Here is a 12,086-nt window from a genome sequence, read left to right as displayed (position 1 = left end):
CTCCCTCCGAGCACTCCTCCAGCTGAGCCTCACTCCGGTCGGCCCTCGCTGAACGTGCGCGCCCACTGCTCACGTGACCGCCGGAGCGCTGTCAGAACCGAGGTGCTGCAGGTACCATGGCGAGGCATGCAGCCCACCCTCGACAGAGCCGATGTGGTCCGTTGGCTCACGCCCCTGCTGCGCCAGCGCACGCTCTTGTTGCCGGCAGCCCGCGCGCAGAAGCCGGAGAGGAAGTTCCGCACGCAATTCGGCGGCAGGCCGACCGCACTCCGGGGCGAAAGATGGCCCCGTTGCGGTCGCTGCCACAGGGCCCTGCGCTTCGTGTGCCAGGTGGACTACTGCCATGACGCGCTCCACCAGCCCCAGCCAGAGGTGGCATTCATCACCTTCTTCTACTGTTGGGAGTGCCACCCCTGGGGCAAGGAGCAGGGACCAGCCCGGTCCTGGTGTGTACGCGCCTACCCGCTTGCGGCGGAGCAGGACGCAATCGTGCTCCGCTCGCGGGCAGCCCCCTTCACCCAGCATTTTGTCCGTGCCCGGTTGGGCCTCTCGTTACCGGATGCGGTGGGCTTCGAGCGGCACTGCCCTGAGCTCTGGGCGGCGGTGCCGGGCACCAGCGGCTCCCGCCAGGCTTGGGCCAATTGGGACGTCGTCGAGCGTGCCGCGGGGGAGTTGCAACGGGCGGAGGACCTGAGCCATCCGCACACGCGCAACCGAGGCCTGGCGTTGGGCGGCTACCCCCATTGGGTCAACGGCCCGGATGAAACCCCGGACTGCGGGACGTGTGGCCAGGGAATGGAGTTGCTGGTGCAGTTGTCCCCCAGTCCCGTGGTGGACGCCGAATGGGGGGACGTCGGGACCCTCTATCTCTTCATGTGCCGGGTCCACATCAACGAGGTGGACCTTCGCATCCAGTGCACGTAAGCCGCAGGCGAGGTCGTCCAGCTCCGGGGGATTCCATGATGTTCGGTCGGGAGCGAGCGGTCCCCCTCGTCCTCCCTGTCGTTGCCCGTGGTGCGGGAGGCCATCGCCAAGGCTCGACCGATCATCGCCGGGTTCGACAACCGGGTGGAGACCGTCCCCGTCAGAGGGCTGGGTCCGCGGGGCGCGAAGTAGCGACCCTGGACGGGCCGCGCTGAGGTTGCCCCTGGAATTACCGGATCAACTTCTTTTCAGCGGGGACACCCTGGCCTACCGTGGCCCGTGCAGTGCTCACCCAGGAGACACATCACAAGATGCGAATGGCAATCATCGCAGGGTTGATGGCAGTGGGGATGCTGGCGGGTTGTGGAGGCGTGTCCGACGAAGAGGTGTACATGTCGTGCGGCAACGGCACCGCGTGCACCGGTTCCGCTGCCAAGTGCGCGGAGCAGTGCGGCTCATCCGATGCGGACACGAAGCACGCTTCCTGGATTATCATATATTGCTGCGACGGCAGCGAATGCCGCAGCCCGACCTCGCCTTCCGTCTGTATCGACTACTGCCAATCCCACGACGGCATTTGTTGACGCTGAGGTAACACCTCTCGTTTTGTCAATGCGGCGGCCCGCCCCGAGCTTTCAGGGCGGGCCGCTGTGCTTCACCCGCCGAACCTTCCGCGCACGCCCGCGTCCTCATCATCCTCGACTTCAGCGCGCAGGCGGCGATCTCGGGGAAGGTGAAGCGCTGACGATGAACCAGGGCCGCGCGTCGTGAAGCCTGGGCAGGCGTGTGCACCATGGGGGTTACACGCGGAGTGCATCGGCATGGCGCACAGCCCTTGGGCTCTCGTCAGCGGCCTTCCTCCGCCTCTCTGCTCCAACCCGCCTGCGGGGCCGAGCGGGGAGTGCATGTCACAATTCCTACCCTGTCCCAGTCTTAACGAGGAGGGGCGCTCCTGCTCCGGCGAGGGATACATGGCCAAGACGAAGAAGTCCGAAGTGAAGAAGCCCACCGTGCCGCTGCTGGTCCTGGGGTCCGAGGGCGCAGAAGTGAGCCGACTCCAGAAGAGCCTGGCCAGGCTGGGGTACGAGGAAGTGGGAGCCGAGGGGATCTTCGACGCCGCCACCCAAGCCGCCGTGAAGGCCTTCCAGGCCCAGAGCACGCTCACCGTTTACGCCATCGTCGACCCCAAAACCCGCGGGGCCCTGGCGGCTGCCCAGGCCGGCCAGCCAGTCGGCTCGGTGGCTGACAGGCCGGACGAGTCCGAGGAGGAGTCGGGCGAGGAGGAGGAGTCCGAGGAGGAGGAGTCCGAGTCGGACGAGGAGGAGGAGTCCGAGGACGAGGACGAGGACGAGGAGGACGAAGAGGAGTCGGACGAGGACGAGGAGGATGAGTCCGAGTCGGACGAGTCGGACGAGTCGGACGAGGAGGACGAGGACGGTCGCAAGGAGTAGTCCCGACGTCCGGGGCGCGGGATGCCCGGCACACGAGCTTTCCCAGACGTCGTTACTCGCATCCCACCTCGCCTCATCCCGAGACGGCCCTCCGCACCGCCGGGCGTTGCACGTGGCGCTTGACGTACTCCACCAGCCGCGGATGCCTGTCGAGCAGCTTCAGCGTGTGTGCCATGTGAAGGATGGAGGCCATCACCACATCGGCGGCGGTGAAAGCCCCTCCCACCAGGAATTCACTGCCGCCGAGGCCCATGTCGAGGAGGTCGAGCACGGCCTTGAGGCGGGTCCCGTGCCTCGCGAGTTCTTCATTCGCGTGCGCGCTGGCCCCCAGACAATGCGGCTACGGGCGAACTCATTGTCAGGCTAGGCTTGACGGTCATGATCTCACCCGCCGACATGATGCTCTTCGCCGCGGTCGTTCGTGCGGAGAGCTTCACCCGGGCTGCGCGCCAGCTCGGCATCACCAAGCAGACCGTCAGCGAGCGCATCAGCAAGCTGGAGGAGCAGCTCGGGGTGCGGCTTCTCGAGCGGACCACGCGGCGCCTGCGGGTCACCGGAGCCGGAGCGACGTACTACGAGCGCTGCGCCGCCATCGCCGCGCAGATCGACGAGGCGAACAGCGAGGTGCAACAGCGGCAGGAAGAGCCCGTCGGCCTGCTGCGGGTCTCCTCACCGATGCTCTATGGCCGGCGCTACCTGACGCCCGTGATTTCGGAGTACCTCGCGCGCTACCCCCAGGCGCGGGTGGAGCTGGTGCTGGCGGACCGCCGTATCCATCTCATCGAAGAAGGGCTGGATGTCGCGATTCACATCGGACCGCTCAACGACTCGTCGCTCGTGGCGAGAAAGCTCGGGGAGGGTCCGGTCCATTTCGTGGCGAGCCCCCGCTACCTGTCGAAGTACGGCATGCCGAGCGCCCAGCAGCTCCGCTCCGCGCGCTGCATTGGATTCAGTGCGTTCGAGACGTGGGAGGCCGAGGGGGTGAAGTCTCGAATCGATCCGGTGCTGACCGTGAATGACCACGAGTTCGCGTGCGAAGCGGCGATCGCCGGGGTCGGCATTGCGCGCGTCCCGGCCATCCTCTGCCGAGACGCGGTCCGGGACGGCCGGCTGAAGATCCTCTTCGGCCGCAAACCCGTGATGCTGCGGCCCATCCACGTCGTCTACCCGAGCCGGCTGAAGCTTCCGGCAAAGGTCCGGCTCTTCGTGGATGCCGTTGCTGCGCTGGCCGAGCCGGGGCTGCCGATCCGTGAGCGCTAGCCCCTCCGTCGGCGCGCTCGATGACGTCGGGCAGGAGCTCCGCGGCCAGCAACGCTGACCCCTTCGCGGTGAGCGGGTGGGACGACACGAACGACCCCCCTGGCTTCGAGACCGGTCGCTCAGGGCATATTGCTGGAGCAATAAAGGCGAAACCCAGCCCTGACCGCCAACCGCTCGAAGTACCCATCCAGCACTGGCGTCGGCCCCCTGCGCGCCAACCTCTCCAGGAAGGTGGGGCGCCTGGTGGACTGGAGTGGTGGCTTCTGGGAGAGGCGCTATTCAGCCGAGCCGGTACTGGACGACGAGGCGCTGATAGGCCGGTTGCGCTACGTGCTGGCCCATGGAGTGAAGGAGGGCCTGGTGGCGAGGAGCGCCGAGTGGCCGGGCCTCACGTGCCTGCCGCGGTTGCTGGGCCCGGCTCGGCGTCTGTTCTCACCCTCAACATGGCTTCTATCCCGCCTATACGCCTTCTGCACGTAGGTGGCGTCACCGGTGCCCGCGGGGATGGCGTTCGGGTTGCTGCGATCCACGCCATTGGGGCCGGAGTTGTACGCCCGCAGCGCCAGGTCCCAGCTGCCGAACTGCGCCTTCATGTCCTTCATGTAGTAGGCGCCGGCCAGGATGTTCGTCTCCGGAGCCGCCAGGTTCTTGCCCTGCAGCTCCGGGTACTTCGCCTGCGGTTCCTTGAAGGTGTTGGGGTTCATCTGCATCAGCCCCGTGTCCGTCAGGCCGTTGCCGCCGTGGGTCGAGGTGGCGCCTAGAATGCCGCGTCAAACCGCCAGATCCGCGCGGCGAGCGCCACGGCCGCGATGTCTTTCTTGCGCTGGCCCAGGGCCGAAGGCTGGCCCCCGCCCAGCTTCGCGTCAGCCCAGAGGCCCGCGCTCGAGCCAGCGCCCACGCCAGGACTCATGGCGCTCCGGCCGCTCGCGCCCGGGTTGAGCTCCACGGGCGCCTTGCCCGAGGACGGCGAGAAGCTGCTCTCCGAGAACGGAGACGGCGAGCCCCCCCTCGACGGCGAGACGGCCCCGGCCTTCTGCAGCCCGCCGTGCTTGCCGAAGAGGCCCTGGAGACCTCCCTGCTCCATGGCCGTCCGGTCAACGACGCCGATGCGGGCGCGCAGGGTGTCCAGGGTCTGGAAGCTCGGGGTCTGGCGAAGGTTCGTGACGGACATGGCGGATCCCTTTCAGGGAGGACTGAGGAGGTGGAGTGCCTCGTTGTTGGTATGTCTCCCTGTAGCAGGAGCCATGCCAACTCTGGCTCCCTCGGGGCAGCCCGGGCCCCTGATGACGCCAGTCCCGGTGGCGCCCCGCTCCTCCTGGGGAAGGGCCCTGGTGACAGCAGCCCCACGTGGTGAGTCCTGTCACCAGGTGGCACGCCGTGCGGAATCCATGGGACCTGGCGCGTCGAGGCATGCCCCAACGGCCGCGGGCTGGGCGCGGTCCGGACCCACCGGTATGCTTGCTTGTCATACCAGTTCGTGCACACTCCGCCGCCAGCCGGGCTGTCTCTTCAGCGACGTTTCGTCGTGCGAAGCGGGCGCCGTCGCCTCCACAGCACCCAGGGGCCCAGGAGCATCGGGATCATCGCGAAGCCTCCCGTGGCCGAGCACCCCAGGTCCATTGTCCAGGGGCCCGCCGCCTCATCGCCATCCGGCGTCTCCCCCGGGCCGCCTGTTCCGTCCACCGTGAGCGTGGCCGGCAGGAAGTCCGGGCGTATAGGCAGGATGGGGGCTCTGTTGAGGGAGAGGGCTGGAGCAGAGGGGTCGAGGAGGGCTGCTGAGGGGTGCCACGCGGGCTGTGGGCCGGGCCGGTGGAGAGGCGGTGCAGCCCCTTTCCAAGTCCCCGGAGAAGCGTGATGGATACTGAGGAGGAAGTCATGAAGACGAGGTGGTTGTTACCCGCGGCCTTGCTGCTGGCCATCACGGGATGCGGTGAGCTCACGGGTGGCGCGGAAGGCGAGGTCACGTACGCGGAGGTGCCCAGCCCGAGTGAGCCCGGTGGGGTGCATCCGTTGACACTCGACATCGCGGTGCCAGAGGGGCCGGGTCCCTTTCCCGCGATCGTCTTCATCCATGGTGGCGGATGGGTCATCGGAGATCTGGACGAAAACGGAGAGCGAATCCAGGAAGCGAGCCGGCGGGGCTTCGTCGGGGTGACCATCAACTATCGGCTCGCGAACCTCGATGATGGACACGGCAAGGCCCTCCACCCCTGGCCGGCGCAACTGCAGGACGTGCGGTGTGCGCTCCGGTGGCTCGCCGCGAATGCCGCCACGTACAAAGTGGATACGGCCCGAGTGGGGGTGCTCGGCGGGTCCGCGGGTGGGCACCTCGCGATGATGTCGGCGTACGCCCGGAACGAAGCACGCTTCGAGCCGGACTATTGCCCCTACAGCGAGAACCTCGAGGTGAAGGCCGTTGTGTCCATGTGCGGAGCCGGTGACCCCGCGTCCGTCTATGAGACGACGGACTGGTGGATCAAACCCTACGTCACCCGGTTCCTCGCGCTGCCGGATGGAGCGAAGGTGAGGGATGCGCCCGAGGTCTTCGCTGACGTCAGCAACCTCACCTACATGGGGCACGGGCCCAGGGTGCCACTGCTGATTCTCCAGGGGACGGCGGACACCCTCGTCCTCCCCGAGGTGCAGCGAGCCTTCGCGGTATCGGCTCGATTGCTCGGGCAGGAGGTCCACGTCGAGTACCTCGAAGGCGCGGGCCACGACATCGATGCCACCCACCGGGCGGAGTCGGATGAGCTCATTTGGAGGTGGTTCGGGGAGAGGCTATGACGATGCGCCACTTCATCTGCATGCTCGTGCTGTTGGGAGCGCCGCGAGTGCTGGCCCAATCAGGGGGAGGGGAGGCCCACGCTCCAGCCGAGGACGCCTTCGCTCTCAGGCTGGGGCTGAGCGCCCGGCCGCTCATCGGTCTCAGCGGAGTGAGCGCCATCAGGACGCACACGCTTCGGGACGGGGGTTGGGTAGTCGCGGACGTCGCTCCCTCCTACCGTCTGTCACGACTCTTCGCCGCCGAGCTCGGCCTGTCGGCGATGGTGCCCGTGAAGGACGCGTGGGGGTTTCCGGACTTCCGGCTCGCGGTGACGCCCGCCGCCCGGCTCGACGCCGGGCCCGTCTACGCGCGCATCGGGGTGCCCCTGATGTTCGGGGAGGGCTTCAGTCTGGGCGCTCAGGCCGCGGTGGGCGCGACGCTCTTCGATCGCTTCTACGTGGGAGTCATCGGGGAGGCCAACGTCAGAGACCTGCTGGGGATGGTGGGGCTCGAGCTGGGCGTCCGCTTCGGTGGTCCGAAGCCTCGCATCTAGCTGAAAAGAACAACTTCCGGCAGAGCTGGATGGATTAAAAATGGATGGGCCGGGTCATCAACTGGCAGGCGAACACCTCTGAGTACCAGGCGTTCCTGAGGTGTATAGGCGGGCTGTGGGCCGGGCCGGTGGAGAGCAAGGATAACCTTGAGCGCCTGCAGGGCGAGATTGGCCATATTTGCCGATGGCTGTTTTGCTTTGGGGATGAGGCGTTCTGGGCGGCTGAGGCTTTGGAGGAGGCCCGAAACGAAGCTGCCATGACTCAACGCAAAAACGGGAATCGAAAGAGTCGACAGGTGGGAGAGCGGGCGGAGGGACTGGTGGGCCTCCATCCATCCTGTAAAATCATTCAGGTCGGCCATTTGTCACCCCGGAAGATCAATCAAGTGCGCACCCATGACGCGCAGGTGGTGGACCTCGGCCCCCGGTTGGGCGAGCGCCGCCGGGCCGCCATGGCCCGGGCCCAGGCCGGGCTGGAGTGGGCGCCAAGCCCTGGAGGATGTCCCCAAGGACTCTCCCGACTTCACAGCGCTGAGCGCGTTGCGCGAGCCCTTGAGCTGTTCCAGCACTCAGCGGAAAGCGTCAACGATGAACACGGCCGCGCGCGAGTGATCGATCAACGCGACGCCAGGAGGAGAATCCGGCTTCTTCTGCAAGCCGCCACGTCCCAGGCGAGCAACGGCGCAGAGCGGGATGGGTTCCCCGTCCGGGGGTCGTGCCTCGTAGTACCGGATCATCACATTCGGACCTCCTGTCCAGATTTGTCCGTACAGCCGGGTCAGGGGAGAGAGATAACCAAGCTCTTCGGTCAAATAGCTCTCGACGGGCCCATCCGTGAGGGATACCGGGCTCTGGCTGCTCTGGTTCGCGTCAATCACGATGGATGCACTGTCTCCAGGCCGCAGCCGTAGGATTCTCATTGCCTCCAAGGCCTTCTCCGCGCAGGGCTGAGGGCCGGGGCTTCCATCCGCCCGGAGGGACACACCGGCCCCCGTACAGCCAATCCCCAAGCACGTCAGTGTGATGAGGATGGGGCAGTGCGTTGCTTTCATTGAAACCATGAACCGAAGTCCTTCTTCTCGGGCGTCAGTACAAGCCAACGGAACGAAAACACATACATTCCACTGAAATCAGCGCCGGACGCGGGCTGCCAGCGCACTCAGATCCAACTCGACATACCCCTGCCGAAGCCCTGCGTTCCCGAAGAGTTCCAGGACGAGCATGTCGCCGGTCTTTACCGACTCCGGTGGGGGCAGGTCCATGACGATGGCGATGCGGCCCGTCTCACCGGGTGCAATCGAAGCCGCGGACGCGCGGAGGGCGAAAGGCTTCTTCTCCAGGGTGGCCGCGTCCATGAGTCTCGCCTCCTGTAGCGTCCAGGGCTTTCCGGTCGTCAGATTCGTGATCTGGAAGACGACCGCCGCCCGCCCCCTGGCTGTACGCCCCTTGGGCAGGAGGATGGAGACCTCCGCATCGAGCTCCGGAGTCGGAGGCCGCCATTTTTCTTCCACCCGGAATGGAGTCAACGCGGTCTCGTTGTTGGCCAGGAGTGTGGCAAGCGCGTGTTCAACCGAGGTCTCCTCCCGGCGATAGCGCCAGTTCTCGGCACGCAGCGATCTGTTCTCCGCCTGTCTCGCCCTCAGTTCGACCCGCACGGCCTCGGGAGACTCCGAATCGGGAAAGACATCGATTTGACCATCCACCACGTCCTTGGCCGCGGTCACGGTGAAGGGCAACGACGTGCCATCCGTGAGCGTTACCACCAGCATGAAGCGGTCATCTGGCGCCAGCTCCCGGAGAGGAACGATGACCACGGACCCGCCCCCGACGAGCAGAGGCTCGAAGCGGCCTTCCCACCCGAGCATCCTGGTCCGGGCCGGATCACATGGAAGCTCGAACCGAAGCGTCGTGACCGTACGCGCGGCGACGAACACCTCCGGCACCGCCCTGTCGGGGTCTTTCGAGAGATACAGGTTGCGCCGTACCGGCTGCCACGTGGGTGTCGGCGGTTCTTGGGCTTCCACGAAGAGGGACGCCAGGACAAAGACGACGGGAAGGACCCTCCCGAACTGGCCGAGCGCTCGTGTTTTCATCGTCCAGCGACCTTACCGAGAACGTAGGGAGCGCGTCTATGCGAAAGGGTATACGAACCCTCCACTGCCCTACGTCTGGAGTAAGGCTCCGCGGTATGGGACTTTCCAGTGCTACCCTCCGCAAGAGGGTGAAGCTGGGAATCATCCCCGGGGGTGGAGGGACGCAGCGTGGCGCGGCTGCTGGGGCCGGGGAGGGCGAAGGAGCTGATCCTCACCGGGCGGAGGGTGAACGCGGCCGAGGCCTTCAGCATCGGGCTGGTTGAGCAGGCCGCGTGGGCAGTGCCAGGTGCTCCAAGAGCTGCAATCCGTCTTGCACAGCACGCAGAATTGAGCGCCGTGAAACAGTACCTCGACCGAACCTTCCTCCCGCTGGGGCGTGGCTTCCAGTTCTCCGCCGAGCCGCCGCCGGCGCTCGCGAGCGCCGAACACCTGGCCAGCCGCGACTCCTGGACCGTGCTCGGCAGCGTGCTTGCACGCGTGCGCCAGGGCGACCTGCGCGCGGTCGAGGTCCTGCCGGACCTGATGGCGCGGGACGACGGGGCCCTGGTCTGGAACGCCTGCGTGCAGCTGATCGGCTTCGCCGGGCGCACCTCGTTCGTGCTCGACACGGCCGAGCGCTTCCTGTCCCGGCCGGACGAGCTGGGCATCCAGTGGAGCATCGGCGACCTGCTACGCAACGGCTGCAGCCTGCGCGCGGTGGAGCCCCTGCTGCGGCTGCATGCGGCGGCCACCGACAGGGATGCACGACGGCATGTCGAGCGCTGCCTGTCGACACTGCTGGAGGAACAGCCGGGAGAGCTCGATGACGGCGCCGAGGAGCAGGAGGTTCCGGACCCCGCGTATCCGGAGCCCTTCACCCAGACCATGACGGTGCTGGACCGTGCCGGCCATGCCGCGCAGGTGCGCGAGGCGGCGGCCGAAGTTGCGTCGCGGTTGGCCTCACGCGACCAGGCGGTGACGGCCGGCCTGCCGCTCGACCTGGAAGCGCTGGTCAGGCGCCTGCACGAACGCATCCGCTCGGGCGAGCCCAGCGGCTCGCGCATGGAGTGGGAGCGCATGTGCTTCGAGGCCAGCACCGGCGTCGACTGCACCGCGTTCTACGAGCAAGGGCGACTGCGGCGGCTGGCCGCCCTGGCCATCCTGGAGGACTTCATGGACGCCGGACACGCTGCGGCCTTCGAGCCCGGCGTGCGCTACTTCTTCGGGCATCGCGTCGATGAGTGAGGTGCGCCGTCCATCGGGGACCGCGTCCTCGCGCGTGCAGGGGAGGGAGCGTGGGCTCGGGGGGGAGTGGCTCAGGAGCGCGGTGCCGGGGTGAAGCGCTCGACGAGGACCTGCAGCCGCGCACGCAAGGCCCGCGTTGTGGGGATGTCGGCGCCGAGGCCGCATGCGGCGAGGATGAACACCTCACTCAGCTCCTTGGAGCCAAGCACGGCCTGCGTATACGCGAGCTGCAGCCGGTCATGTCGCTCCATCACCTCCGGCGCCACTCGGTGGCAGGCCGCCTGGAAGGCCGCCGCCATGGGCATGCGCATCCACTCGTCGTAGGGCTCGAGCAGCAGCAACTCCCACAGCGCGAAGAGCTTCTCACGGGTGCTGCCGCCCTTGCGCTCCAGCAGCTGCTCCACCTTTGGGTAGATGGGGTCGAGGATGAAGTCGTACACCCCGCTGAGCAGTTCCTCCTTGTTCTTGAACTTCTTGTAGATGAGCGGCCGCGAGATGCCCGCACGCTGGGCAATGTCGTCAAACGACGTCTTCGCGTAGCCGAACTGCAGAAAGCACGCCTTGGCCGCCTCGAGAATCAGCCTGCGGCGCAGGACGTCGCGCTCGTCCCTCAGGTCTCCGTTCATGACCTGGTGAAAATTGACAGTTTTTGCATATTTTGTAAAGATGACTCCATGGCACGCGTGTTGATGGTCCTCTTCCCCCTCGCCGCCCTCGGCGTGCTCGCCGCGTCTTTCTGGTACGTGGCGCACCGGCTGCGGGTCCTGTTCGGCTTGACGCGGCCGTGGCCCGTGCGGCTTGGCGTCGCGTCCGTGTTCGTCGGTGCTCTGGTCGCCGTCGGGAGCGCCGCGAAGTCCGACAGCGCGGCGGTCGGCGTGCTCAACGTCCTCGGCGGGTACGTCCTGACGTCCTACCTCTTCCTGCTCCTGGCACTGCTCGGTCTCCATGCGCTTCACCGCAAGCGGGGCCTGCCGGCTCCTCGAAGCGGGGTGGCGGCCGTGGCCGTGGCCCTCGGCGTCACGGGAGCCGGCGCTCTTTGGGCGAACCGCCTGTCAGTCGAGGAGACGGAGATTCTGCTCCCCGGGCTCGCGACGGAGGTCGTGGTGATGCACATCTCGGACGTGCACATCGGCCACCACCGCGGGCGGGGCTATCTGGCGAAGGTCGTCGAGGAGGCCAACCGCCACAAGCCGGACGTGGTCCTCATCACCGGGGACCTCGTCGACTCCAGGGCGGCATTCCTACCGGGGGAGCTCGCGCCGCTGTCGGACTTCGACGCGCCTGTCTATTACGTGGGGGGCAACCACGAGAAGGATGTGGACGCCGTGCGCGCGTTCGAATTGGTCGCCCAGCAGGGCGTCCGCGTGCTCCACAACGAGGCCGTGGAGACGCACGGGCTCCAGGTTGTGGGACTCGACTACATGAAGCCGGACGAGGACACCTTCGACATGCACCCCTCGGACGACAAGCGGACCATCAAATCCGTCCTGCCGGGCATCCCATTGAGGAGCGACGTGCCCTCGGTGCTCATGCACCACAGCCCGGTCGGCGCCCGGTACGCCGCCGCTGCGGGCATCGACCTGATGGTGTCGGGCCACACGCACGGTGGGCAGGTGTTCCCCTTCACGCTCCTGGCGGCGCTCATCTTCCCGTTCAACCGGGGGCTGGACCACCAGGACGAGACCCAGGTCTTCGTCTCGCAAGGCGCGGGCACATTCATGGCGCGGGTCCGCGTCGGCACTTCCAACGAGCTCAACCTGCTGCGGCTCAAGCCCGGGAACGCCCCCGTCAGGGTCGCACGGTAAGGCTCAGGC

At 67.0% G+C, this 12,086-nt stretch carries 14 protein-coding genes; 7 read left to right on the top strand and 7 right to left on the bottom strand.

Features of this window, described 5'->3' with window-relative positions:
* Positions 1–126: 126 nt before the first annotated feature.
* Complete coding sequence (locus tag JRI60_RS43910) at positions 127–924, top strand: DUF1963 domain-containing protein (protein ID WP_204222030.1); 798 nt, start codon at positions 127–129, stop codon at positions 922–924.
* A gap of 971 nt (positions 925–1,895) precedes the next feature.
* Positions 1,896–2,375, top strand: a complete 480-nt coding sequence (locus tag JRI60_RS43905; protein WP_204222029.1) for a peptidoglycan-binding domain-containing protein — start codon at positions 1,896–1,898, stop codon at positions 2,373–2,375.
* 73 nt (positions 2,376–2,448) lie between these two features.
* Here JRI60_RS43905 and JRI60_RS43900 read toward each other — a convergent pair whose 3' ends face one another.
* Positions 2,449–2,646 (bottom strand): glutathione S-transferase C-terminal domain-containing protein, encoded by a 198-nt coding sequence (locus JRI60_RS43900; protein ID WP_239470074.1) that lies wholly within the window; start codon positions 2,644–2,646, stop codon positions 2,449–2,451.
* A gap of 107 nt (positions 2,647–2,753) precedes the next feature.
* Here JRI60_RS43900 and JRI60_RS43895 point away from each other — a divergent pair, with 107 nt between their 5' ends.
* The gene (locus JRI60_RS43895) at positions 2,754–3,635 is read left to right on the top strand and encodes a LysR family transcriptional regulator (RefSeq protein ID WP_204222028.1); all 882 of its coding nucleotides are present in this window, start codon (positions 2,754–2,756) and stop codon (positions 3,633–3,635) included.
* A gap of 326 nt (positions 3,636–3,961) precedes the next feature.
* On the opposite strand, the gene JRI60_RS55000 is transcribed toward JRI60_RS43895, so the two are convergent.
* Both JRI60_RS55000 and JRI60_RS54995 read right to left on the bottom strand, forming a co-directional pair.
* A complete protein-coding gene (locus JRI60_RS55000) occupies positions 3,962–4,345 on the bottom strand; it encodes a transglycosylase SLT domain-containing protein (RefSeq protein WP_343213367.1) in 384 nt (127 codons plus the stop codon).
* 47 nt (positions 4,346–4,392) lie between these two features.
* Complete coding sequence (locus tag JRI60_RS54995) at positions 4,393–4,806, bottom strand: hypothetical protein (RefSeq protein WP_343213366.1); 414 nt, start codon at positions 4,804–4,806, stop codon at positions 4,393–4,395.
* Positions 4,807–5,510: 704 nt separating this feature from the next.
* On the opposite strand from JRI60_RS54995, the gene JRI60_RS43885 reads away from it, so the two are divergent.
* Positions 5,511–6,422, top strand: coding sequence for an alpha/beta hydrolase (locus tag JRI60_RS43885; protein ID WP_204222027.1), 912 nt, complete (start codon positions 5,511–5,513; stop codon positions 6,420–6,422).
* Entirely contained in the window at positions 6,419–6,955 is a 537-nt protein-coding gene (locus tag JRI60_RS43880) for a hypothetical protein (protein ID WP_071899384.1), read from the top strand. The genes JRI60_RS43885 and JRI60_RS43880 overlap by 4 nt, the downstream gene beginning before the upstream one ends.
* Here the strand turns inward: JRI60_RS43880 and JRI60_RS43875 are convergent.
* The 3 genes from JRI60_RS43875 to JRI60_RS43865 all read right to left on the bottom strand — a co-directional run bounded on the left by JRI60_RS43875 (position 6,952) and on the right by JRI60_RS43865 (position 9,048).
* On the bottom strand, positions 6,952–7,317 hold the full coding sequence (locus tag JRI60_RS43875; protein ID WP_204222026.1) for a hypothetical protein: 366 nt from the start codon (positions 7,315–7,317) through the stop codon (positions 6,952–6,954). The genes JRI60_RS43880 and JRI60_RS43875 overlap by 4 nt on opposite strands.
* 207 nt (positions 7,318–7,524) lie before the next feature.
* Positions 7,525–7,833, bottom strand: coding sequence for a hypothetical protein (locus JRI60_RS53925; RefSeq protein ID WP_239470073.1), 309 nt, complete (start codon positions 7,831–7,833; stop codon positions 7,525–7,527).
* Positions 7,834–8,085: 252 nt separating this feature from the next.
* A complete protein-coding gene (locus tag JRI60_RS43865) occupies positions 8,086–9,048 on the bottom strand; it encodes a DUF2381 family protein (RefSeq protein ID WP_204222024.1) in 963 nt (320 codons plus the stop codon).
* 168 nt (positions 9,049–9,216) lie between these two features.
* Between JRI60_RS43865 and JRI60_RS53920 the strand changes: the two genes are divergently transcribed.
* A complete protein-coding gene (locus JRI60_RS53920; RefSeq protein ID WP_239470072.1) occupies positions 9,217–10,272 on the top strand; it encodes a hypothetical protein in 1,056 nt (351 codons plus the stop codon).
* A gap of 71 nt (positions 10,273–10,343) precedes the next feature.
* Here JRI60_RS53920 and JRI60_RS43855 read toward each other — a convergent pair whose 3' ends face one another.
* On the bottom strand, positions 10,344–10,898 hold the full coding sequence (locus tag JRI60_RS43855; protein WP_204222023.1) for a TetR/AcrR family transcriptional regulator: 555 nt from the start codon (positions 10,896–10,898) through the stop codon (positions 10,344–10,346).
* A 48-nt stretch (positions 10,899–10,946) separates the two neighbouring features.
* On the opposite strand from JRI60_RS43855, the gene JRI60_RS43850 reads away from it, so the two are divergent.
* A complete protein-coding gene (locus JRI60_RS43850) occupies positions 10,947–12,077 on the top strand; it encodes a metallophosphoesterase (protein ID WP_204222022.1) in 1,131 nt (376 codons plus the stop codon).
* Positions 12,078–12,086: the final 9 nt, after the last annotated feature.

It is taken from the genome of Archangium violaceum (assembly GCF_016887565.1).
In the GTDB taxonomy this organism is placed as follows: domain Bacteria; phylum Myxococcota; class Myxococcia; order Myxococcales; family Myxococcaceae; genus Archangium; species Archangium violaceum_B.
This window is presented reverse-complemented; position numbering and strand designations above follow the sequence as displayed.

What these genes read in the sequence shown, in the direction of transcription:
- JRI60_RS43910 (WP_204222030.1), top strand. Translation starts at nt 127, where the DNA reads ATGCAGCCCACCCTCGACAGAGCCGATGTGGTCCGTTGGCTCACGCCC.
- JRI60_RS43855 (WP_204222023.1), bottom strand. Translation starts at nt 10,898, where the DNA reads ATGAACGGAGACCTGAGGGACGAGCGCGACGTCCTGCGCCGCAGGCTG.
- JRI60_RS43885 (WP_204222027.1), top strand. Translation starts at nt 5,511, where the DNA reads ATGAAGACGAGGTGGTTGTTACCCGCGGCCTTGCTGCTGGCCATCACG.
- JRI60_RS43875 (WP_204222026.1), bottom strand. Translation starts at nt 7,317, where the DNA reads ATGGCCGACCTGAATGATTTTACAGGATGGATGGAGGCCCACCAGTCC.
- JRI60_RS43895 (WP_204222028.1), top strand. Translation starts at nt 2,754, where the DNA reads ATGATCTCACCCGCCGACATGATGCTCTTCGCCGCGGTCGTTCGTGCG.
- JRI60_RS55000 (WP_343213367.1), bottom strand. Translation starts at nt 4,345, where the DNA reads ATGCAGATGAACCCCAACACCTTCAAGGAACCGCAGGCGAAGTACCCG.
- JRI60_RS43865 (WP_204222024.1), bottom strand. Translation starts at nt 9,048, where the DNA reads ATGAAAACACGAGCGCTCGGCCAGTTCGGGAGGGTCCTTCCCGTCGTC.
- JRI60_RS43880 (WP_071899384.1), top strand. Translation starts at nt 6,419, where the DNA reads ATGACGATGCGCCACTTCATCTGCATGCTCGTGCTGTTGGGAGCGCCG.
- JRI60_RS43850 (WP_204222022.1), top strand. Translation starts at nt 10,947, where the DNA reads ATGGCACGCGTGTTGATGGTCCTCTTCCCCCTCGCCGCCCTCGGCGTG.
- JRI60_RS43905 (WP_204222029.1), top strand. Translation starts at nt 1,896, where the DNA reads ATGGCCAAGACGAAGAAGTCCGAAGTGAAGAAGCCCACCGTGCCGCTG.
- JRI60_RS54995 (WP_343213366.1), bottom strand. Translation starts at nt 4,806, where the DNA reads ATGTCCGTCACGAACCTTCGCCAGACCCCGAGCTTCCAGACCCTGGAC.